This is a genomic window from Gluconacetobacter sacchari (assembly GCF_014174255.1).
Lineage (GTDB): Bacteria > Pseudomonadota > Alphaproteobacteria > Acetobacterales > Acetobacteraceae > Gluconacetobacter > Gluconacetobacter sacchari.
On sequence record NZ_JABEQJ010000002.1, the window covers coordinates 261,340 to 283,060 of the forward strand.

General features: G+C 66.4%; 26 protein-coding genes. 20 read left to right on the forward strand and 6 right to left on the reverse strand.

What is annotated here, in order from left to right:
- Positions 1-198: 198 nt before the first annotated feature.
- The 10 genes from purB to HLH48_RS02990 all read left to right on the forward strand — a co-directional run bounded on the left by purB (position 199) and on the right by HLH48_RS02990 (position 7,861).
- Positions 199-1,554 carry an adenylosuccinate lyase gene (gene purB, locus HLH48_RS02945; protein ID WP_182995997.1) on the forward strand — a complete coding sequence of 452 codons (1,356 nt, stop codon included), beginning with the start codon at positions 199-201 and terminating at the stop codon, positions 1,552-1,554.
- Between the two features lie 25 nt (positions 1,555-1,579).
- The gene (locus HLH48_RS02950) at positions 1,580-2,314 is read left to right on the forward strand and encodes an NRDE family protein (protein ID WP_182995998.1); all 735 of its coding nucleotides are present in this window, start codon (positions 1,580-1,582) and stop codon (positions 2,312-2,314) included.
- Between the two features lie 143 nt (positions 2,315-2,457).
- Positions 2,458-3,222 (forward strand): phosphoribosylaminoimidazolesuccinocarboxamide synthase, encoded by a 765-nt coding sequence (gene purC / locus HLH48_RS02955; protein WP_182995999.1) that lies wholly within the window; start codon positions 2,458-2,460, stop codon positions 3,220-3,222.
- Complete coding sequence (purS, locus tag HLH48_RS02960; protein ID WP_182996000.1) at positions 3,219-3,461, forward strand: phosphoribosylformylglycinamidine synthase subunit PurS; 243 nt, start codon at positions 3,219-3,221, stop codon at positions 3,459-3,461. Before purC ends, purS begins: the two co-directional genes overlap by 4 nt.
- A complete protein-coding gene (locus HLH48_RS02965) occupies positions 3,458-3,835 on the forward strand; it encodes a Rap1a/Tai family immunity protein (RefSeq protein WP_182996001.1) in 378 nt (125 codons plus the stop codon). The genes purS and HLH48_RS02965 overlap by 4 nt, the downstream gene beginning before the upstream one ends.
- Positions 3,832-4,533: a phosphoribosylformylglycinamidine synthase subunit PurQ gene (gene purQ, locus HLH48_RS02970; RefSeq protein ID WP_182996002.1), complete on the forward strand. Its 702-nt coding sequence runs from the start codon at positions 3,832-3,834 to the stop codon at positions 4,531-4,533. The genes HLH48_RS02965 and purQ overlap by 4 nt, the downstream gene beginning before the upstream one ends.
- Positions 4,530-6,743 carry a phosphoribosylformylglycinamidine synthase subunit PurL gene (gene purL, locus HLH48_RS02975; RefSeq protein WP_182996003.1) on the forward strand — a complete coding sequence of 738 codons (2,214 nt, stop codon included), beginning with the start codon at positions 4,530-4,532 and terminating at the stop codon, positions 6,741-6,743. The genes purQ and purL overlap by 4 nt, the downstream gene beginning before the upstream one ends.
- 28 nt (positions 6,744-6,771) lie before the next feature.
- Positions 6,772-7,008 carry a BolA family protein gene (locus tag HLH48_RS02980; protein WP_182996004.1) on the forward strand — a complete coding sequence of 79 codons (237 nt, stop codon included), beginning with the start codon at positions 6,772-6,774 and terminating at the stop codon, positions 7,006-7,008.
- Positions 7,009-7,065: 57 nt separating this feature from the next.
- A complete protein-coding gene (grxD, locus tag HLH48_RS02985; protein WP_182996005.1) occupies positions 7,066-7,401 on the forward strand; it encodes a Grx4 family monothiol glutaredoxin in 336 nt (111 codons plus the stop codon).
- 139 nt (positions 7,402-7,540) lie between these two features.
- Positions 7,541-7,861 (forward strand): hypothetical protein, encoded by a 321-nt coding sequence (locus HLH48_RS02990; RefSeq protein WP_182996006.1) that lies wholly within the window; start codon positions 7,541-7,543, stop codon positions 7,859-7,861.
- 12 nt (positions 7,862-7,873) lie between these two features.
- Here HLH48_RS02990 and HLH48_RS02995 read toward each other — a convergent pair whose 3' ends face one another.
- Positions 7,874-8,293 carry a YraN family protein gene (locus tag HLH48_RS02995; protein WP_246386742.1) on the reverse strand — a complete coding sequence of 140 codons (420 nt, stop codon included), beginning with the start codon at positions 8,291-8,293 and terminating at the stop codon, positions 7,874-7,876.
- Positions 8,294-8,392: 99 nt separating this feature from the next.
- Between HLH48_RS02995 and cls the strand changes: the two genes are divergently transcribed.
- On the forward strand, positions 8,393-9,811 hold the full coding sequence (gene cls, locus HLH48_RS03000; protein WP_182996007.1) for a cardiolipin synthase: 1,419 nt from the start codon (positions 8,393-8,395) through the stop codon (positions 9,809-9,811).
- Here the strand turns inward: cls and HLH48_RS03005 are convergent.
- Both HLH48_RS03005 and HLH48_RS03010 read right to left on the reverse strand, forming a co-directional pair.
- Entirely contained in the window at positions 9,802-10,503 is a 702-nt protein-coding gene (locus HLH48_RS03005; protein WP_182996008.1) for an endonuclease/exonuclease/phosphatase family protein, read from the reverse strand. The two genes, cls and HLH48_RS03005, sit on opposite strands and share 10 nt — an antisense overlap.
- Positions 10,500-11,570, reverse strand: a complete 1,071-nt coding sequence (locus HLH48_RS03010) for an AI-2E family transporter (protein WP_182996009.1) — start codon at positions 11,568-11,570, stop codon at positions 10,500-10,502. The genes HLH48_RS03005 and HLH48_RS03010 overlap by 4 nt, the downstream gene beginning before the upstream one ends.
- A 219-nt stretch (positions 11,571-11,789) precedes the next feature.
- Here HLH48_RS03010 and HLH48_RS03015 point away from each other — a divergent pair, with 219 nt between their 5' ends.
- From HLH48_RS03015 to HLH48_RS03040, 6 genes are all read left to right on the forward strand, one after another.
- Complete coding sequence (locus HLH48_RS03015) at positions 11,790-12,662, forward strand: sulfurtransferase (protein WP_182996010.1); 873 nt, start codon at positions 11,790-11,792, stop codon at positions 12,660-12,662.
- Between the two features lie 47 nt (positions 12,663-12,709).
- The gene (gene metC, locus HLH48_RS03020) at positions 12,710-13,897 is read left to right on the forward strand and encodes a cystathionine beta-lyase (RefSeq protein ID WP_246386765.1); all 1,188 of its coding nucleotides are present in this window, start codon (positions 12,710-12,712) and stop codon (positions 13,895-13,897) included.
- A gap of 84 nt (positions 13,898-13,981) precedes the next feature.
- Positions 13,982-14,764, forward strand: a complete 783-nt coding sequence (gene surE, locus HLH48_RS03025; RefSeq protein WP_264813394.1) for a 5'/3'-nucleotidase SurE — start codon at positions 13,982-13,984, stop codon at positions 14,762-14,764.
- Between the two features lie 209 nt (positions 14,765-14,973).
- Positions 14,974-15,309 carry a PadR family transcriptional regulator gene (locus HLH48_RS03030; protein ID WP_182996012.1) on the forward strand — a complete coding sequence of 112 codons (336 nt, stop codon included), beginning with the start codon at positions 14,974-14,976 and terminating at the stop codon, positions 15,307-15,309.
- Complete coding sequence (locus HLH48_RS03035; RefSeq protein WP_182996013.1) at positions 15,306-15,890, forward strand: DUF1700 domain-containing protein; 585 nt, start codon at positions 15,306-15,308, stop codon at positions 15,888-15,890. The genes HLH48_RS03030 and HLH48_RS03035 overlap by 4 nt, the downstream gene beginning before the upstream one ends.
- 41 nt (positions 15,891-15,931) lie before the next feature.
- Positions 15,932-16,705 carry a GIN domain-containing protein gene (locus HLH48_RS03040; protein ID WP_182996014.1) on the forward strand — a complete coding sequence of 258 codons (774 nt, stop codon included), beginning with the start codon at positions 15,932-15,934 and terminating at the stop codon, positions 16,703-16,705.
- Between the two features lie 32 nt (positions 16,706-16,737).
- Here the strand turns inward: HLH48_RS03040 and HLH48_RS03045 are convergent, their stop codons facing one another.
- Positions 16,738-17,910 (reverse strand): outer membrane beta-barrel protein, encoded by a 1,173-nt coding sequence (locus HLH48_RS03045; protein WP_246386774.1) that lies wholly within the window; start codon positions 17,908-17,910, stop codon positions 16,738-16,740.
- 375 nt (positions 17,911-18,285) lie between these two features.
- Complete coding sequence (locus HLH48_RS03050; RefSeq protein WP_182996016.1) at positions 18,286-18,867, reverse strand: TetR/AcrR family transcriptional regulator C-terminal domain-containing protein; 582 nt, start codon at positions 18,865-18,867, stop codon at positions 18,286-18,288.
- Positions 18,868-18,937: 70 nt separating this feature from the next.
- Here HLH48_RS03050 and HLH48_RS03055 point away from each other — a divergent pair, with 70 nt between their 5' ends.
- From HLH48_RS03055 to HLH48_RS03065, 3 genes are read left to right on the forward strand one after another with little or no spacing between them, the layout of a single operon-like run.
- Positions 18,938-19,378 (forward strand): hypothetical protein, encoded by a 441-nt coding sequence (locus HLH48_RS03055; protein WP_182996017.1) that lies wholly within the window; start codon positions 18,938-18,940, stop codon positions 19,376-19,378.
- 55 nt (positions 19,379-19,433) lie between these two features.
- On the forward strand, positions 19,434-20,033 hold the full coding sequence (locus HLH48_RS03060; protein WP_182996018.1) for a hypothetical protein: 600 nt from the start codon (positions 19,434-19,436) through the stop codon (positions 20,031-20,033).
- Positions 20,034-20,042: 9 nt separating this feature from the next.
- Positions 20,043-20,891, forward strand: a complete 849-nt coding sequence (locus HLH48_RS03065; RefSeq protein ID WP_182996058.1) for an alpha/beta hydrolase family protein — start codon at positions 20,043-20,045, stop codon at positions 20,889-20,891.
- Here the strand turns inward: HLH48_RS03065 and HLH48_RS03070 are convergent.
- Positions 20,842-21,696, reverse strand: a complete 855-nt coding sequence (locus HLH48_RS03070; RefSeq protein ID WP_182996019.1) for a phosphotransferase — start codon at positions 21,694-21,696, stop codon at positions 20,842-20,844. The genes HLH48_RS03065 and HLH48_RS03070 overlap by 50 nt on opposite strands.
- Between the last annotated feature and the right edge of the window lie 25 nt (positions 21,697-21,721).

The following is a 21,721-nucleotide window of genomic DNA, read 5'->3' on the forward strand; positions in this document are numbered from 1 at the left end:
TCCGGCGATGTTGACCATTCCCGCCGTGGCCGGGCAAGAGGCGGCCCGCTTTCGGAGGAAGACGCGACGCGGGAAATCGGCTAAAGGGGCAGCCCGCCCCGGAGCAGCATGACAGCCGCATGATCATGAACCGGGATCGCCGCATGACGTGAGGACGCCGCCGCGCGGTGTCCGGTCGAAGAGAGAAAGCCGAGCACGATGGTTCCGCGTTATACCCGCCCCGCCATGGCCGCCATCTGGGCCCCCGAGAACCGGTACCGGATCTGGTTCGAGATCGAGGCCCTGGCATGCGAAGCCATGGCGCAATATGGCGCCGTGCCGGCGGAGGCCGCCCGCGTGGTGCGCGAGAAGGGCGACCGCGCGATGGCCGCCTTCTCGCAGGCCGATCTGGACCGTATCGACGAGATCGAGGCCGAAACCCGCCATGACGTCATCGCCTTCCTGACCTGGCTGGCCGAGAAGATAGGCCCCGAGAGCCGCTTCGTGCATCTGGGCATGACGTCGTCGGACGTGTTGGATACCTGCCTGTCGGTGCAACTGGTTCAGGCCACCGACATGCTGCTGGCCGATCTGGATGCGGTGCTGGACGCGCTGAAGCGCCGGGCGTTCGAGCATAAATATACGCTGACCATCGGTCGCAGCCACGCGATCCACGCCGAGCCGACGTCGTTCGGTCTGAAGCTGGCCGGACATTACGCCGAATTCGCCCGCAATCGCGCGCGCCTGGTGCAGGCCCGCGCCGAAATCGCGACCTGCGCCATTTCGGGCGCCGTGGGCACCTATGCCCATGTCGATCCGCGCGTGGAAACGTTCGTGGCCGAAAAGCTGGGGCTGGAGCCCGAAGGCGTGTCGACCCAGGTGATCCCGCGCGACCGCCATGCCGCCTATTTCTGCACGCTGGCGGTCATTGCCAGCGGCATCGAGCGGCTGGCGACCGAAGTGCGCCATCTCCAGCGCTCTGAAGTGCGCGAGGCCGAGGAATTCTTCCATCCGGGCCAGAAGGGCTCGTCGGCGATGCCGCACAAGCGCAACCCGGTACTGTCGGAAAACCTGACCGGCCTGGCGCGGCTGGTGCGCGCCCATGTCGTTCCGGCGCTGGAGAACGTGGCGCTGTGGCACGAGCGCGACATCAGCCATTCGTCGGTGGAGCGCAATATCTGCCCCGACGGCACGATCGGGCTTGATTTCGCGCTCGCCCGCCTGGCCGGCATGATGGAAAAGCTGGTGGTCTATCCCGACCGGATGCTGGCCAATCTGGAAAGCCTGGGCGGCGTCGTGCATTCGGGCGAAGTCCTGCTGGCGCTGGCGCGTGCCGGCATCCTGCGCGAGGACGCGTACCGCATCGTCCAGCGCAACGCCATGGCGACCTGGACCCGGCTGGGGCAGCCGGACGGCCGCACCTTCCGCGAGAACCTGGACGCCGACCCAGATGTCGCGGGGCGCGTGCCCGCCGAGGTGCTCGATGCGGCCATGAACAGCGATGCCCACCTGGCCGCGCTGGACCACAGCTTCACCCGCGTCTTCGGCGAAGCCGGCCCGGCGCGGGCCGGCTGAGGCACAGGAACAGTCAGGGAAGCGAATGTGTACGATCGTCCTGTCCTTTTCTCCCGGTTCCGCGTGGCCCCTGCTGTTCGGCGCCAATCGTGACGAGCGGCTGGACCGCACATGGGACGCGCCCGGCCGTCATTGGCCGGACCGCCCGGCGGTGGTCGGCGGGCGGGACAGGCTGGCCGGCGGGTCCTGGCTGGCGCTGAATGATTCAGGCGTCGTCGCCGGGGTGATGAATCGCGTGGGCAGCCTGGGGCCCGCATCGGGCAAGCGCTCGCGCGGCGAACTGCCGCTACTGGCGCTGGAACACGCCACGGCGTCCGACGCGGCGCGGGCCATCGGCAATCTCGACGCCGGGGCATGGCGGTCGTTCAACATGGTGGTCGCCGATCGTTCGAGCGCCTATTTCATTTCCGGTCTGGGCTATGCCACGCCGGAGATCAGGGCGCTGGAACCCGGCACCCACATGGCCGCCACGACCGAACCCGACGATATGTCCATCCCCCGGATCGGGCGCCATCTGCCGCGCTTCCGCGAGGCCGAACGGCCGATGCCCCCGGACTGGAGCAATTGGACCCGCCTGCTGTCCGACCGCTCGCTGCCGGCCGGCAGCGAGCTGAACATTCCGCCGCGCGCCGGATTCGGCACGTGCAGTTCATCGGTCATCGGCCTGCCGGTCGATCCGGCGGCCGCGGCGTCATGGTCTTTCGCCGGCGGGGCGCCTGATCGCGCCGGCTATGCGGAGGTCGATCTTTCGGCCGCATGAGCGGCCGGCGGCACCGGCAAGGGAATGGTATCTTCCGCGATCAATCATTGCTATGAGGCAGTCGCATTCCAGGGGTCCTGACCGGGGCCCCGTTTCGGAGGGCATGCAGCCCATGCCCTCCACCAGCCGCATGAAGGACGAGTATGGCCCGCCGTCGTCAGCTCTACGAAGGAAAAGCCAAGATCCTCTTCGAGGGTCCGGAACCCGGGACGCTGGTCCAGTATTTCAAGGACGACGCCACGGCCGGAAACGGGGCGAAGAAGGGGATCATTACCGGCAAAGGCGTGCTGAACAACCGTATCAGCGAACATCTTATGCTGCGCCTGCACGATATCGGCATCCCGACCCATTTCATCCGCCGCCTGAATATGCGCGAGCAGTTGATCCGCGAGGTCGAAATCATCCCGCTGGAAGTCGTGGTGCGCAATGTCGCCGCCGGCAGCCTGTCGAAGCGGCTGGGCATTCCCGAGGGCACGCGCCTGCCGCGCACGATCATCGAATATTACTACAAGAACGACAGCCTGAACGACCCGATGGTCAGCGAGGAGCATATCACGGCCTTCGACTGGGCCTGCACCCATGACCTGGACGATATCGTCGCGCTGACCATGCGCACCAACGATTTCCTGACCGGGCTGTTCGTTGGCATCGGCATCACGCTGGTCGATTTCAAGCTGGAATTCGGCCGGCTGTGGGAAGGCGAGGAAATGCGCATCGTCCTGGCGGACGAGATCTCGCCCGACAATTGCCGCCTGTGGGATGCCAAGACCAGCGAAAAGCTGGACAAGGATCGCTTCCGGCGCGACCTGGGCCGGGTCGAGGAAGCCTACCAGGAAGTGGCGTGGCGGCTCGGCATCCTGCCCGAGGCGACGAATTCCGACATGAAGGGCCCGGAGGTGATGCAATGAAGGTACGCGTGACGGTCATGCTGAAGGACGGCGTGCTGGACCCGCAGGGCAAGGCCGTGGGCCATGCCCTGCATGTGCTGGGCTTCGGTGGCGTGGGCGAGGTCCGGATCGGCCGCGTGATCGAGCTGGAACTGGACGAAACCGATCCCGCCGCCGCGCGCGAGAAGGCCGATGCCATGGCGCGCGGCCTGCTGGCGAATCTGGTGATCGAGGATTTCGTGACCGAGGTGATGGCATGAGCGCCCGTCGTTTCCTCCTGCTGGGCGCGGTCCTGGCGACCGCCCTGCCGGCTTCGGCCATGGCCCAGCGCGTTTCGACCCTGCAAGGCGGCCGGTTCCTGGAACTGTGCAGCCGCGCGCCCAGCGTCGCGATCTGCGATGCCTACCTGTCCGGCCTGGCCGATTCCGTCGCCCTGACGCATGTCTATGATCGCAACGAGGGCGACAAGGCCGCGCCGACCGGATTCTGCATCAAGTCCGGCGTGACCAGCGCCGAGATGCGCAGTCATGTCGTATCGTGGCTGCATGCCCATACCGACCAGTTGTCCCGGCCGGTCGGCGAACTGGCCTTCACCGCGCTGCATGAATCCTATCCCTGCGGTGGCGGCAAATGAAGGCCGGAATCGTCGTCTTCCCGGGCACGAACCGGGAACGTGACATGGCGATCGCGCTGCGGGCCGTGACCGGGCGCGACCCGGCGATGATCTGGCATGGCGAGACCGCGCTGCCGGACCTGGACCTCGTGGTGCTGCCGGGAGGGTTCAGCTATGGCGATTACCTGCGCTGCGGCGCCATGGCGGCCCATGCGCCGATCATGGCGCCGATCCGCCGCTTCGCCGAGGCCGGCGGCCATATCCTGGGCGTGTGCAACGGATTCCAGATCCTGACGGAAGCCGGCCTGCTGCCGGGCGCGCTGCTGCGCAACGGCGCGCTGCGCTTCCTGTCGCAGGACTGCCACCTGCGGGTCGAGCGCGGCGATACGCCGTTCACGCGCAATTGGCATGTGGGCGACGTGTTCCGTGCCCCCATGGCGCATGGCGACGGCAACTACATCGCCGACGACGCGACGATCCGCGACCTGGAAGACAGTGGTCGCATCGCCTTCCGCTACGCCCGGCCGGACGGTCGTGTCGATGAAAGCGACCGGCAGACCAATCCCAATGGCAGCATCAAGGCGATCGCCGGCGTGCTCAGCGCCAATCTGCGGATCTGCGGCATGATGCCGCATCCCGAGGATCTGGTGGACCCGCTGATGGGCGGTGAAGATGGAAAGCCCCTGTTCGAGGGGTTGGTGGAGGCTCTGGTCCGATGAGCGGCACAACGGGGCAGAAGCCCGTCGATGAAGCCCTGGCACGGGAATTCGGACTATCGGCCGAGGAATACGGCAATGTGCTCTCGATCATGGGACGCACGCCCAGCCTGACCGAGCTGGGCATCTTTTCCGTTATGTGGTCGGAACATTGCTCCTACAAATCCTCGCGCGTGTGGCTGCGTACGCTGCCGACCACGGCACCTTGGGTCATCCACGGCCCCGGCGAAAACGCGGGTGTGGTCGATATCGGGCAGGGGCTGGCCGCCATCTTCAAGATGGAAAGCCACAACCACCCGTCCTTCATCGAACCCTATCAGGGGGCGGCGACGGGTGTCGGCGGCATTCTGCGCGACGTGTTCACCATGGGCGCGCGTCCGGTCGCCAACCTCAACGCCCTGCGCTTCGGCAGCCCGGAAAACCCGCAGACCCGCCGCATCGTCGATGGCGTGGTGCGCGGCATCGGCGGCTACGGCAATTGCGTCGGCGTGCCGACCGTGGGCGGGGAGATCAATTTCCATCCGGCCTATGACGGCAATCCGCTGGTCAATGCCATGACGGTGGGCATCGCCCGCCAGGATCGCATCTTCCTGTCCGCGGCGGCCGGAATCGGCAATCCGGTGGTCTATGTCGGTTCCAAGACGGGGCGCGACGGCATTCACGGCGCCACCATGTCGTCCTCCGAATTCGACGAGGACGCGCTGGCCAAGCGCCCGACTGTGCAGGTCGGCGACCCGTTCGTGGAAAAGCTGCTGATCGAGGCGTGCCTGGAACTGATGGCCACCGACGCCATCGTGGCGATTCAGGACATGGGTGCGGCCGGCCTGACCTCGTCGTCGGTCGAAATGGCGGGCAAGGGCGGGGTCGGCATCGACCTCGACCTCGACGCCGTGCCGCAGCGCGAACGCGGCATGACCGCCTATGAGATGATGCTCTCCGAAAGCCAGGAGCGCATGCTGATCGTGGTGCATCCGGACCGGACCGAACTCGCCCGCGCGATCTTCGAGAAATGGGAACTGGATTTCGCGATCATCGGCCATCTGACCGATACCGGCCATATCGTCGTGCGCCATCAGGGCCGCGTCGAGGCCGATATCCCGCTGGACCCGCTGGCCGACCAGGCGCCGCTCTATCGCCGCCCCACCGCGCCGGCGCCCGCGCCGGAGCCGCTCGGCCCGATCACCGACCCGGTCGGGATCGAGCAGGCGCTGATCCGGCTGATCGGCTGCCCGGACCTGGCCTCGCGCGCCTGGGTGTGGAACCAGTACGACAGCACGGTCGGCGGCCAGACCGTCAAGCGGCCGGGCGCCGCCGACGCCGCGATCGTCAAGGTCGAGGGCACGTCGCTGGGCCTGGCGCTGACCACGGATTGCACGCCCCGTTATTGCCGGGCCGACGCCCGCCAGGGCGGCGCGCAGGCGGTCGCCGAGGCATGGCGCAATATCGTGGCCACCGGTGCCCGGCCGTTGGCGGTGACCGACAACCTGAATTTCGGCTCGCCGGAAAAGCCCGAGGTGATGGGGCAGTTCGTCGCCGCGATCGAGGGCATGGGCGAGGCCTGCCGCGCCCTGGACTTCCCGGTCGTCAGCGGGAATGTCTCGCTCTACAACGAGACCCGCGCGCCGGACGGCTCGTCGGTCTCGATCCTGCCGACGCCCGCCATCGGCGGTCTGGGCGTGCTGGACGATGTCAGCCGCGCCATCGGTCTGGCCATGCCCCGCGAGGGCACGGTGATTCTGGTCGGCGCCACCCATGGCGAACTCGGCCAGTCGCTGTGGCTGCGTGAGATCCATGGGCGCGAAGACGGCGCCCCACCCGCCATCGATCTGGCGGCGGAGCGCCGGAACGGCGATTTCATCCGCCAGCAGATCGAAGCCGGCCGGGTCGTCGCGTGCCATGACGTGTCCGATGGCGGGATCCTGGTCGCGCTGGCCGAAATGGCGATGGCGGGCGAGGCCGGGTGCGTGCTGCTGGCGCCGCAATCGGGCATGCGGCCCGAGGCCTTCTGGTTCGGCGAGGACCAGTCGCGATATATCGTGGTGGTTTCCGACGCCGAGGCCTTTGCCGCCGCCGCGACATCCGCGGGCGTGGAAACACGGGTCCTGGGCGAAGTTGCGGGTGACGGTTTGACTTTGCCCAGCGGCGCCACAATATCGAAGGCGCGGATGAAAGCAGTCAATTCGGCGTTTTTCCCCGCCCTGATGGACGATTGAGCGACTGCGTCGCGAAGGAGGAACGTCGATGGCGATGACGGCACAGGAAATTGAGACCTATATCCGCACCGCGCTGCCGGATGCCGCGATCAGCATCGAGGATCTGGCGGGCGACGGCGATCATTATGCTTGCACCGTCGTCAGCGAATCCTTTCGGGGATTGTCGCGCGTCCGCCAGCACCAGATCGTCTATGCGGCGCTTCAGGGCCATATGGGCGGCAAGTTGCATGCCCTGGCACTCCAGACGGCGGCACCCGACCAATAAAAAAGATGCCCACCATCACGCGGCCGCCCCCGGCCGCTCTTGCACAGGACCGAACAAATGGCTGAAACCATCGCGCAGCGTATCCAGAACGATATCGATAGCAACCCGGTCATGCTGTACATGAAAGGGAATGCCCTGTTTCCGCAATGCGGCTTCTCGGCCCGGGTGGTGCAGATCCTGAACCATACCGGCGTTCCGTTCCAGACGGCCAACGTGCTGGAAGACCCGGAACTGCGCCAGGGGATCAAGGAATTCACGAACTGGCCGACCGTGCCGCAGCTCTACGTGAAGGGCGAATTCGTCGGCGGCTGCGATATCGTGACCGAAATGTTCCAGACCGGCGAACTGGAAAAGCTGTTCGAGGAAAAAGGGATCGTGCCGGCGTCGGCCTGAGCCCGCGCACCGCGTGACCTGCAGAACGGGCCGGTCGTCATGATCGGCCCGTTTTTTATAGTGCATCCCCGCCCTTTCTCTTGTCGCGCGCCCCGCCTTTCGTTTAGCCTCCACCGATCAGGTTGGCGTGAGGTGATGGATGTTTCGTTCGGTATTCGGGAAAACCGCGTTCCACGCATTGGGGGCCGGGATGGTCCTGCTGCTCGCCGCCTCTCACGGCGCACAGGCGCATGTGGTCACGGATGACGAAGCCGGGCGGCTGACGCTGGATGCCCTGACCGCCGTCCCTGCACCGGTCCGCCACGTCACCTATCGCCACGCCGTCCATATGATGTCGGTCAGCGACCGCCATGCGGTCCATGCGACCGTTCGCTCGCGTGGGCTGGTCCACAATGTCGTCTATCATCCTCGCGTCGCCACGGCGGCGCGGCATGTGTCCAAGGCACATCGTCGCACCTGATCGGTCCGGCACCTACATTTCCGGCCTGAACGCGTCGGCGATGTGGTGTACCGACCCATCGGCGACCACCAGCAGCACATCGAAGCGCATCTGTCCGCACAGCCAGTCGGGGTGGGCGGCACAGAGGGCGACCGCGGCGTTCGCCAGACGCCGCATCTGACAAGGGGTCAGACACTCCGCCGCCTCTCCGTAGGACGGGCGGCTTTTGATCTCGCAGAATGCCAGAAGATCGTCCCGGCGCGCGACCAGATCGATCTCGCCCCAGCGTGTACGGGCCCTGTGTTCCAGGATCGTCCAGCCATTCTGCCGCAACCATGCCATTGCGGCATGTTCGGCGTGCAGGCCTCGGGCATGGGCGGCGGCCCCGCGCGCCTGCTTGCGGGCAAACGAACCTGGCGGCGATTGATCATTGCCCCATTTCCGCTGCACCATCGATCGTCCTGACCATTCCGTTCGCGTCGGCTTCGACAGTGCGCCGATGCCACCCGATTCGACAATGGCGCCGCCTCTCATCCTGGATCGACCCGTCGCATGCTGATCGTGTACTGGCAAACCGTCCTTCTGCTGATCGCTGTATTCCGTGTGATGGTTGCAGGCTGCGTGACGATGCATGTCCTGCTGAACAAGAAGGATGTCGGTGCCGCGATCGGCTGGATCGGCATTGCGATCCTGATGCCGTTCACCGGCGGAACCTTGTACGCGATGTTCGGCATCAATCGGGTCCATCGCCGTGCGCGCAAGCTGATCGGGCGGGCCTCCTGGCACAGCCGCACGCTGTCCTCTCGCTGGAAGCGAGCCGAGGAAGGCCGCTTCGCCCCTCTGGCGCAGATGGTCGGCAAGCTGACCGGCCGCCCGTTGATGGGCGGCAATCAGGTCGAGATGCTGCATAACGGCGACGAGGTCTATCCGCAGATGCTGGCGGCGATCGATGCCGCCAGCAGCAGCGTGCTGCTCTGTTCCTATATCTTTCGCGGCGATGAAGCCGGCGAGCGGTTCCTGGCCGCGCTGGTCCAGGCCCATCGTCGCGGCGTCGCGGTGCGGGTGCTGGTCGATGGCATCGGCAGCGGCTATTTCCGTTGCGCGGTCGCATCCGCGCTGCGCCGGGCCGGGGTCCCGGTGGCGCGGTTCATGCATTCGATGCTGCCTTGGCGCATGCCCTTCATCAACATGCGCAACCACAAGAAGATCCTGGTGGTGGACGGGCATCTCGGCTTCATGGGCGGACTGAATATCGGGGTGGAGAACCTGATGGCGACCCACCCGCGCCATCCGGTCGCGGATACGCATTTTCGGCTGGAAGGCCCGATCGTCCATCAATTGACCGAAGCCTTCGCCCAGGACTGGTCCTTCGCCTGGGGCGACGACCTCGCCCCGGCCTCGATCTTTCCCGAGGTGACGTGGAAGGGCGACACGCTGGCACGAATCGTCACGGCGGGGCCCGATTCCGACCTGGAGAAGATCGAATACACCATGCTCCAGGCCATCACGATGGCGCGGCAGTCGGTGCGGCTGATGACGCCCTATTTCCTGCCCGGCGAGCGATTCCTGACCGAACTGGCCCTGGCGGCCCTGCGCGGGATCGAGGTGGATATCGTGGTGCCGCGGCACAGCAATCATACCCTGATCGACTGGGCCCGTTCGGCCAACCTGCCGCGCTTTCTCGATTCCGGATGCCGCGTCTGGCAGGCCAGGCCGCCCTTCAACCATTCGAAACTGATGGTGGTGGACCGGCACTGGACCTTCGTCGGCAGTTCGAACCTGGACGTGCGCAGCCTTCGGCTGAATTTCGAGATCAATCTGGAGACCTATGACGACGCGCTGGCGGCGCGGATCGACGATTTCATCGCCATTCACCGGTTGGACCGTCTGACCCATCACGATCTGGACCGCAGGCGGCTGCCGACCCGCCTGCGCGATTCCGCGGCGCGCCTGTTGCTGCCCTACCTGTAGCCCGACCGTTCCAGCCGCACCGCGATCGGCCGGTGATCCGACGCGTAATGGTTCAGCACCCGCGCCTGGGTGCAGACCAGGCCGCGCACCAGGCATCGGTCGATCCGGATCGGCACCATGTCGACCATCCTGTGGGTCGGTGCGCGCGGCCCGACATCGCGGAAGCTGGGCATCAGGGTCGGGCCGACCAGGTTGAAATCGCCCAGCACGGCGGCGTGAGACGGCAGGATCTCGACCAGGCGGCGCAATTGCCGACGGTTCATGATCTGGCCGTGCGACAGATGGACATTCGCCACCGAAAAGCCGAATGCCGCGCATTCGATCACCTGCGCGACCCGGCGCACCAGCGGCCCCGAGGGCAGGGTGCAGGCCAGCGGAGGCCGCCGGAACGGTGTCGGGCTCCAGCACGCGACGCCATGGACGCGTCCCGGCAGGGGCGCCCGGGCGTAATATCCGCCGATCAGGTGGGGCAGGGCGTCGACATCCACAGTGGCTTCCTGCATCAGCAGCAGGTCCGGCCGTTCTTCTTCGATCAGGTGGATGACGTCGCGCGGGGTGGCGCCGACGCGGTGCAGCAGGTTCCAACTGACGATCTTGCGCTCCGGCCCGACGGCGGGCACCGGCATATGGGCCGGACGCGGACGCTGCCCCGGGCGCGGCGCCAGCAGCGGGGAGGGGTGCGGGATGCTCATGATTCGATGAACGTCTCCTGTATCCGGGCGGTGTCTCCCGCGCCGCCCGGCGCGTTGGCAGCGAATTCGGCCGTCAGCGTGTAGCCGACGCCCAGCAGCACTGGGCCCAGGAAGATCCCCAGCGCGCCGAAGGTCCAGACGCCGCCCAGGACACCCAGGACGGTCAGCAGGTAAGGCAACTGCGCGCCGCGCGAGATGAACATCGGGCGGATGACATGGTCGGCCCCGGAAATGATGAAGGTGCCGAACGCCACCAGGCAGACCCCGCGCCAGAGATGATGCGTCAGCATCAGCACCAGCGCGCCCGGAATCCAGACCAGCGGCGCGCCGACCGGCAACACCGCGACCCCGGCGGTGATCATGCCGAACAGCACGGGTTGCGGCAGCCCGGTCAGGGCGAAGCCCAGCCCCGTCAGCACGCCCTGGATGATCGCGGTACCCAGGATGCCGTAGACCGTCCCACGGATGGTCCGGCCGATGATGCCGATAATCCGGTCGGCATAGGCCCCGGCGATGCGCCGGATGACGGCCGAAAAGGTGGAACCGAGCCCATCGCCGCCCAGCCAGAAGAAGAAGGCGATGAACAGCGCCATGCCCAGATGGACCAGCCCGCTGGCCACCAGCATCAGGCCGCTCAGCATCGATTGCGCGATACTGCCGGCATAGGGCAGCAGCATATGCTCGGCATGGCCCAGGTCGGTTGCCCACTGGGTCCAGCGGTTCGCCAGGTCGGGCCCGATCAGCGGAATATGCGACAGCCATGCCGGCGCGGGCAGGTGGACCGAAGTCAGCGAGGCGGTCAGGCGCGCGAAGGTGCCGGGGAGGTCGGCGATGCTGGAACTGACCACGATCACCAGCGGCACGGCGACCACCAGCGTGGTCAGTATCGTCATGATGGCGGCGCCCGTCACCGGGCCGGCGCGGCGCCGGAGGCGGACATAGGCCGGCCAGGTGGCGAAGGTCAGGATCGCCGCCCAGAGCAGTGCGGACATGAACGGATAGAGGATGGCGCCGCACCCGAAGGCCACGCCGCCCAGCAACAACCCCATCATGATGCGCTCGGTCATTGGTTCCCGCCATGGCTCGCGATGCCGGAGCGCATCCGGCACTCTCAGATGATGTGGCACGGCACCGGGATGGTAAAGGGCCCCATGATGCATCCTGACCCGCCAGCCCCGATGGTTGATCGGGACCGAGGCACTCCGCTAAGGACGGTCTGTGCTTCGCAGGCCCCGCCGCTCCGTCTGGGCCCGGAACAGCACGGAACCGTGATGGAGCCCCGATCCATGCATCCGTCCATTCATCCCCTGATCTCGCCCGTCCGGCTACTGGATCTGCTGTCCGCGCCGGATCTCGTCCTGCTCGACGCCACGCTGGCGCTGCCTGGCGAGACGTTCGACCCGGCGCTGCGGTTTGCCGAAGCTCGGCTGCCGGGCGCCCGCCGCTTCGATATCGAGCAGTTTTCCGACCCCGAATCTCACCTGCCGCACATGATCCCGACCCAGGCGCGCTTCGCGGCACTGGCGGGCGCGCTGGGCCTGTCCGACAGCGCGCACGTGGTGTTCTACGACCAGGGCAACGCGGCGTCGGCGGCTCGGGGATGGTGGCTGGCCCGCCTGTTCGGGCTGGATCGCGTCCAGGTGCTGGATGGCGGCCTGCCGGCCTGGCGACGCGCCGGCGGCCCGGTCGAGGAAGGCACGCCGCAGGGCGCGCGCGCCGCCGCCTTTCGTCCTGCACCGCGCTTCGTGCAGGTCGCGGGGCTGGGCGACATGCGCGATCATGTGGCACGCGGAAACCGGCTGATCCTGGATGCACGGGCCCCGGAGCGTTTCAGGGGCGAGGTCGCGGAGCCCCGGCCGGGCGTGCGGTCGGGCCACATGCCCGGCGCGCACAACCTGCCGTACGGCCTGCTGCTGGATGAACAGCGCGCCTTCCTGCCGCCCGAAATCCTGCATGCTCGCTTCGCAGCGGCAGGCGTGACCGAGGATCGGCACGTCGTCACCACCTGCGGTTCCGGCGTGTCGGCGGCGGTCCTTTCCCTGGGGCTGGCGATCTGCGGCCGCGCGGGTGACGCGTTGTATGACGGGTCCTGGGCCGAATGGGGCTCCACCCCCGGTGCGCCGGTCGAAACCGGGCCGGGACGGGGCGCCGCTTCGTGACCGAACGCGAGACCCTGCATCACGCCGTGTCGCGCGGCTGGCGCGAGATGGGCACCCTGCTGGTCCATCTGGCCCGCGACCTGCCGGCGGATGCGCGCGGCACGCTGGTCAACCAGCCGCCGACACGCGGCTCGACGGTGCTGTTCCCGACCGTTGCGGACATGAACCGCAACGGGGCCCGGCGCTACGACCACGAAGTGATCTACGGTGCCATGGGCACGCCGATCCAGCACGAGCTTGAAGCCGCGATCGCCGCGATCGAGGGTGCGCGCCATGCCCAGATCGTATCGTCGGGCCTGGCGGCCTGCACCACGCCGCTGCTGGCCTTCCTGGGCAAGAACGGCCACTGCCTGATCCCCGATTCCGTCTATGGCCCCACGCGGCGCTTCGCCAACACGGTGCTGCGCCGTTTCGGGGTGGACACCACCTTCTATCCGCCGCTGACCGATGCGGCCGGGCTGCGGGCGATGATGCGGCCCAACACCCAGGTCGTATTCGCCGAGAGTCCCGGCAGCCATACGTTCGAAGTTCAGGATGTCCGCATGATCGCCGACGTCGCACATGAGCATGGCGCACGGCTGATACTGGACAATACGTGGGGCGTGGGGATCTTCCACCCGTTCGAACATGGGGTGGATATCGCGGTACAGGCGCTGACCAAATATCCTTCCGGCCATTCGGACAGCATCATCGGCGCGATTTCGGTCGCCGACGAGCAGGACTGGCACGTGCTGCGCGACACCTGCATCCAACTGGGGCAGGTGGCCGGCCCGGACGATTGCTGGCTGACCCTGCGCGGCCTGCGCACCATGGGCGCGCGGCTGGAGCGCCAGTCGCGCAGCGCGATCGACGTGGCGCTGTGGCTGGCCGGGCGGCCGGAAGTCGCGCGCGTGCTGCACCCGGCCCTGCCGTCCTGCCCCGGACACGATGTCTGGCGGCGCGATTTCAGCGGCGCCTCCGCGCTGTTCGGCGTGGTGTTCCAGCCGGACTACAGCCAGGAGGCGATGATCGCCATGATCGATTCTCTGACCCTGTTCGGCATCGGGGCGTCATGGGGTGGGTATGAAAGCCTGGTTCTGCCCACGACCGGCGGCATCCTCCGCACCTGCGCGGCCGAGGCGCCGGGCGGCCCCGCCTGCCGGCTGCATATCGGGCTGGAAAACGCCGACGACCTGATCGCCGACCTGTCGGCCGGGCTGGAGATGTTGACCGGGGCCGCGACATACGGCGATTGACCGCCACGCCCCGTTTCCGTCTCGACGCCGGGGTGATACGCAGGCGCTCCGGCCAGTCCGGTGGCCGATCGGGAAGGTGATGTGGTGGAAACCGATTTTATCGCGCGGCGCATTCTGCTGACCAATGACGACGGCATCGACGCGCCGGGACTGGCCACGCTGGTCGAGATCGCCGCGACCCTGGCGCCCGAAATCTGGGTGGTGGCACCCGAACGGGACCAGAGCGGCACCTCGCACGCGCTCAGCCTGCATGACCCGCTGCGGGTCAGCCAGCGGGGGGAGCGGCGGTACGGCGTCTCCGGCACCCCGGCCGACTGTGTGGTGATGGGCGCGAGCCACCTGATGGCCGGCCAGCCGCCGGACCTGCTGCTGTCGGGCGTCAATCGTGGCGCCAATCTGGGAATGGAGACGGTGTTCTCGGGCACGGTCGGTGCCGCGATGATGGGGCTGCTGATGGGTATTCCATCGATCGCCCTGAGCCAGTTGTTCGGCCGGGACCATCCGGTGCGGTGGGAGACGGCGCGGGCACTGGCGCCGACGATCATTCGCGACCTGATGCGGCTGGACTGGGCCCGCGACGCCTGCCTGAACGTCAACTTCCCCGATCGCCCGCCCGAGCAGGCGGGCGGCCCGGTGCTGACCAGCCAGGGGGCGGGGCTTCTGGGGGGTGCCTCCATCGCCGCGCGCATCGATCCGCGCAACGGTGCCTATCACTGGCTGAGCCTGAAACGGTCGTCCACCACCGACGACGCGGGAACCGAGACGGAGGCTGTTTTATCCGGAAAGGTCTCGGTCACGCCGCTGCGCTTCGAACGCACCGATCAGGACGTGCTGGAGCGCATGCGTGCCACGCAAGCGCGACTTTGATCGGATAGTGACATTATATCTTTAAAAAATAGTATATTATAAGAGTTTTCTCTCGTTTGATCGTATCAGACTCAGCCGGCTTGTCCGGCTTTTTTTGTGCCCGATTTTTCTCTCCGGCAAAAAAATCATTGCCAGGAACCAGCCAATAGTGGCTACCTTGCATAGACAGGTTCCGTGCGGTGCGGAACCCATTCAAGGAACGAGACGTCGTGGACAGCAATCTCGTCCAGTTCAAGAAAGGGGTGCTGGAACTGTGCGTTCTCGCACTTCTCGCGCGGTCGGACTCCTACGGCTACGATATCGCCAGCCGTCTGTCCGCCGCCATCGACATGGGTGAGGGCACCATCTACCCCCTGATGCGTCGGATGCAGAAGGACGGGCTGGTTTCCACCTACCTGGTCGAATCCTCTTCCGGCCCCCCGCGAAAATATTATCGCCTGACCGCAGGCGGCCGAAACAACCTCACTGCCCAGAAAGCGGCATGGACCGACTTTACGCGCGCCGTCGCCGCCATTCTGGATCCGGATCTGGAGAAGACATCATGAATGAGCGGGATTCATTTCTCCGGAGGCTGAGAAGCGGCCTGCGGGGGCTGCCGCGATCGACGGTCGACGACATCATCGCCGATTACGAGGGACATTTCGATGCCGGGCGCACGGCCGGCCGCAGCGAGGCCGATGTCGCCACCGCCCTGGGCGACCCCGCGCGCGTGGCCCGCGAACTGCGTGCCGAAGCCGGCCTGCGCCGGTGGGAAGACGAGCGCAGTCTCGCCGCCGCGCTGGGCGTCATCGTGGGCGTGATCGGCCTGGCCACGCTGGACCTGTTCGTCGTGCTGCCGGTGCTGGTCGGCGTTGCGTCCTCGCTGCTCGCCTTCCTGCTGGTCGGGATCGTGACCGCGCTGGGTGGCGGCCTGATCCTGCCGTTCGCGCTCATTACCAATCTGCCGGGTTTCACCGGCGACCGGCTACAGGCCGGCCTGTTGAGCCTGGGCGTACTGAGCGGCGGAGCCGCGCTGACCGCGGCCTGCATCCTGTTCACCATCGGGCTGGTCAATCTGCTGGTTCGCTACGGACGCGCCCACTACCGGCTGATCGCGGCCGGAACCGGCGCCCCGGTGCGCGACTGACGGCCAAGTCCGAACGGCGCCCTGCGCGCAAGGAGAAAATCATGATTCGTGGACTCATATTGGTGGCGGTCGGCGGGGCGTTCCTGTCCATGGCCTGCTTCGCCGTGGCGGCGGTGCGCGGCCCGATCAACTGGCATTTTGCCGCCCTGGACCTGCTGGATGACGACGATGACGGGCCGGCGGCGCCGGCGGCTTCGCACCGGATCGACTGGAAAGGCGGCGAGGCGCTGACCTTCGAGGTCCCGGCCAGCATCGTCTATACGCAGGGGCCGGCCGCCGGCATCACTGTCTCGGGCCCACGCGATATCGTGGATCGGGTAACGCTGAACGGCGACGTGCTGGGCATGGACCACGCCGTCCATCATCACTGGCATAACGGCCATCTGCGGATCGTCGTCACCGCGCCGGCCATCAAGACGCTGACCCTGCGCTCCGCCGGGTCGCTGACCCTGAACGACGTGGCGGTGGATCACCTGTCCCTGACGGTGGAGGGCGCGGGCAACGTGACCGGGCACGGCAGGGCGGACATGGTGGAACTGAGGGTCGCGGGCGCGGCGCAGGCCGACCTGTCGGACATGATCGTGCGGGACGCGGATATCGGCATTTCCGGTGCCGGCCATGTCAGCATCGGGCCGAGCGGGCACGCTTCCGTCCGCCTCAGCGGTGTTGGGGCGGTGGAACTGACCCGCAAGCCGGCGTCGCTGAGCAAGGAGATCAGCGGCATCGGCACGGTGACGATCGACGGCGGCGCCGACGGAGACCATGACAGCGATCATGATGGCGCGAAGGAAAAGCCGGGAGAGTTTCAGCTCTGAGCGTCCGACGCGTCGCTCATTTTCGTGCGGGATCAGAAGCCCAGCACCGCGTCTCCGCCAAAGGTGAACATGCCGGCGTTTCGCAGGTCGTTGAACGGCGTCGTGTTGCTCAGAGAACGGTCGAAGCGGATTTCCGGACGGATCTCGAACAGGCTGGCTCCATGGCCCGGCGACGGGTGCCAGGTCAGGCCCAGCGTCAGGGCGCCGTAGGTGGTCGGCGGAGCGGATTGCGTATCCGCCGGCCAGCCCAATGTGGAGCGCATATAGGCATTGTCGGCCAGGAAGCTGGTCACGATCAGCCCGGTATTGTCGCGATAGATCTCGCCCCGATAATTGAAGGTCAATGACGGGGCGAGCTGATAGCTGAGGAAGCTGACGAAACTGTAGGTATCGGCGCGAAGCCCCTCGTCGTGCAGCACGTTGAGTTCGCCGGTTACCGACAGGCGGTCGCTGAGCGTGTAGGTCGCGTTCAGGTCGTTCCAGAATCGTTGCGCGCTGTCGGCGCGCCTGCCCAGCGCGCGGACGGCATCTTCCGGCCCCACGCGCCCCAGATAGGTGAAGGACAGGCGCCCTCCCGCGAAGCCGCTGCCTGCAAGTCCAAAATAGCCGGCGGCGGCATTGTTGTTGTCGCCGCGACCGAACGAGACCTGATTGCCGGTATCGACCCCGAACAACACGTCGAACCGATCGGTGGCATGGAACTGGAACATCGCGCCGACATGCTCGAACGGCGTCGAATATTGCGTCGTATAGGCCATGGTATAGAAGGGGCGGGCAGTGGGGTCCAATGCTTCCACCCCCATGGGCGAACCCAGGATGCCGGCCTGCATGTCCAGCCCATGGTGCGTCAGCCAGGGCAGATGCATGTCCAGGTGGGCCTGGGCGGGTATGAACTGATAGCGGCCGCTCATCATCCGGTCGGTGATGCCGGCGATCTCGAAATACCGGGCATCGGCGCCGTACAAAGCCCGGACCATGAAGCCGACCTGATAAAGGGGGGCGCTCTGGTCAACGGGCCGGGCCACGGTCACGGCCACCTGGTTCAGTTGCGCCTGGTTGGCATGGTCGCCTATGAATTCGGCGAAATTATCGCCGTTCGCCGGCCGGGCGGGATTGGCATTGATTCCGCCCTCGATCTGGCCGTGCAGGGTCACGCCGCGCCACCAGTCCAGGATCGTATCGGCGCGGGCGATGCCGGCCTGCATGACGATCGTACCGGACAGGGCGAGCAGCCAGCGGGTTCTCGCCCCGGAATGGCGGCATATCCTCCGAGCGGCTCTCGTCATGTCGCATTCTCCGATGAGCAGACACTCAGTGTTCCCGGAGCGGGCCAGCGGCGCGTCACGACGTATCTTTCAGTCCGGAAGAAGAATAAATATTTTAAAACAATCATATATGACATCATGCGGCGCGCATGCATCCGCCGCGACACGCTCTAAACGCCCATTCCGCCGAGGACAAGCCCGCCGTACGCGCGCCAGGGCCGACGACGTTCATGTGTCAGGAGTTCGGGGGTGACCGCCCCTCCGCCGGACTGTTCAGGATCTCGCCCAGTGCGGGGCGTTCCGAGGCCGGCCCGTTCAGGAAGACGGGCGGTGGCTATCGGCGCGCGCGCCGCAACCCTGCAAAAATGTCGCAAGGCCGAAGACGAAGATCTCGTCATGGGTGCCGATGCGCGGTGCGTCTTGCGCAGGCTTCCCCCCCGTTTCCGCCAACACATGACCAATCACGAACATGCCCAACGCATCGAGGATGTAAAAGCTGTGCGGGCGCGAAAAGCCCGACTGCTCCAGGATGGATGCTCCAGCCGCCAATTTCTGCCAGGCGGCAGGCGAACGCACGGGACGAACCGCGATTTCCCCTACCAATCCGGGATGGGCTTTCAGGACCTGACGATAGCGGGAGGCCACCCGCGTCAACCATGCCCGCCAATCGCCCGCAACCGGCGCATCGTCGGCAGCGGCTTCCGCCAGAACGCGCGCGACGAGCAGATCCAGCAGCGCGTCCCGGTTTCGGACATGATGGTAGAGCGACATCGCCTCCACCCCAAGGCACGCGCCTAACGAACGCATCGTCAAGGCGCGTAGCCCCCCTTCATCGACAATAGCAAGCGCCGCATCGACGATGCGCGTGACCGTCAACGCCATCGTGGGAAAGTCCATTCCGTCATCTTGATCAACTTACACCGTAAAGATATAAGGTGGCAAAACTTACAATGTAAGGCTTTCCGTGGTGCTTCTCGTCCTTCAAATAGTCCAGGTCGGCATTTTGTGGCTGCATGACTGGTTGAAACTCGGCCCGCTGAACGATGCGCGCGCGGCACGCGATATCGATGGAACTGGCCGATTGATCGTCGTCACCGTCGTGCAGTCCCTCCCGTTCACGCTGTTCCTCGCTGCCAGCATGTGCTACGGTCGGGCATCGCTTCCGTTGTCGCTGCGGCGCGAATTGCTGTTCTGTTACGCTCTCCTGTTGGTCGGAGAGATCCGGGCATGGTGGTGGCCCTATCTGGTCCGGGCGGACCCGCGTCGGGCCGCACGCTATCGGTCCCTGTTCGGAAAGACGCATGCTTTTCTGCCGCAACGGAATGGCATGGTGCCCAATACGCTCCATTGCGCGTTGCATGCGGCCACTGCGGCGACGTGCCTGATGCTTGCGGCAGGCATGATTTGACCGCATCGTCTACCGATCGATACAGTTCCACATTGGCGACAAGGCAAGCATCATCGTGCGGGGCAGGAGACTGATCGCCGCGTGCGGCCTGGTGTTCATCATGTCCAATACGGCTGCGGCCGGCGCTCCACCCTCACCCCTGTCAGGTGACTGGACCGGGGCGCTGACGGCCCCGACGGGCGCGATCATTCCGCTGGGCCTGCATGTTGCGGATTCGGCTGACGGATGGACCGCGACCCTGGACAGTCCCGAACAGGGCGCGCTGGGCCTGCACGCACGGAGCGTCACGCAGCAGGGCAGGGTAGTCTCCATCCGGTTCGCGGTTCCGCGCGCCACCTACACGGCAACCTTGTCGCCCGACGGTGGAACATTGGCCGGAACATGGTCGCAGGGGGCCGGGACGCTGCCACTGGTCATGACACGGGCGGCGAGCGCCACGGAACGGCCCGTCATGCGCATGCAAACACCGCGTCCGCCTTTCCCCTATCGAAGCGAGAACGTGCGCTACGACAACGACATCGGTCACGCCCACCTGGCGGGCACTCTGACCCTGCCCGCCGGCCCGGGTCCGTTTCCGGCCGTTCTGTTGATCACGGGATCGGGCTTGCAGGATCGTGACGAGACGCTGTTCGGTCATAAGCCGTTTCTGGTCTGAGCGGACGCGCTGACCCGGCGGGGCATTGCCGTTCTGCGTGTCGATGACCGGCAGATCGGCGGATCCACGGGCGAAGTCGTAACCGCGACCACCGCAGATTTCGCCGGAGATACCGCGGCTGGTATCGCCTTCCTGCGGTCGCGCAAGGATATCGACCCACATCGCATCGGCCTGATGGGCCACAGCGAAGGCGCGATCATCGCCCCGATGGTGGCGGCCCGTGATCCGGGAATTGCGTTCATCGTGCTGCTCGCGGGCAGCGGCGAACCTGGGGAACAGCTTCTTCTCCAGCAGAAACGCCTGATTGAACACGCCGCGGGCATCCCCGACGCGCTGGTGGACCGATCCGTGGCGACGATGCGGACGCTCTATGACGCGCTCAAGACGGCGCAGGACCAGAAACAGGCCGATGCCATTCTGCAAAATACGTGGCAGGCGCTTGCCAGCGCCGACGGGCATCGCGTCGACATCGTTCCGCCCGACGCGATCAAGGTGGTCGCGTCGCCCTGGTTCCGCTGGTTCGTGGCACACGATCCCCGGATGGATCTGGGCAAGGTGCGCTGCCCGGTGCTGGCATTGGGCGGATCGAAAGATCTCCAGGTCGAACCGGAAACCAATCTGGCGGGTATCAGGAACGCCCTGCGCGACGATCGCGATGCGACGGTGCTGGAACTGCCGGACCTCAATCATCTGTTTCAGACCGCCGACACGGGCCGCCCTATTGAATATGGAACGATCGGAGAAACGATTGCCCCGATCGCACTACGCACGGTGGAAGACTGGATCGTCGCGCATGCCGCAACCCCGGCTAGAGCGGCGGCAGGCGCAGGGCCCGTTGCGCCCATGCCAGCGCGGTGAGGAGTTGCCGCTGCTGGACCTGCCTTACCCGGGGCGCATGCGCGATCACCGGCAGGCCCGCGCGCGCGGCGAAATAGCCCGACACCCAGGCCGCGATCTCCGGCGCGCCGGGCAGGAGCGCGTCGGGAGCGGGGCCACCTTCGCTGGCAAGGCTGGGCAGCCAGAACCCCAGATCGAGGCGCGGGTTGGACAGACAGGCTTCCGACCAGTCGACCAGCTTCGCGCCCGCCGTGGGAAAGGCAAGATTGTCGCTGCGAATGTCCCAATGGCAGGGCGCGGAACCGGACGTCGCACAGGATGCTTCCGCCGCCAGCAGCGCGGGTAATGCGTGCGAGAGCCACGTGGCCGAGGCGATGCCCAGCCCCAGGAAAGGCCGTGGATCGCGCTGGACGAGCATCCATCCGGTATCGACGTCGCCATGGATGTCGCGATAGGGGCGAAGCGTCGCCGATGAGGCGTGCAGACGCTCGACAAGACACAGGACGTTATCGATCGTCTTCGCATGCCATGGCGGCGCGACAAAGCTGCCGGACAGGTCTTCCGTCACCAGCATCGGATGCGTGCCGTCGTCCTGGAAACCGATGAGCGCCGGACGAAACGACGCTCCGACCGCCTGATAGGCCGCCGCCTCCCTGCGCAACGCGGACGATGTCTCGCGATTGGTCGCGATCTTGACGAACGCGCTCTTTCCCGCCGCCGCGACGCGGTATCGCGCGGCGGGAGTATAGCCGCCCGCGATGCGCGACTGAGTTTGCGGCGTCCAGGTCAGAATCGATACGAGACGTTCGGTGATCTCGGGGTCCATGGCCTTTTCCGGTCAGACACACGCC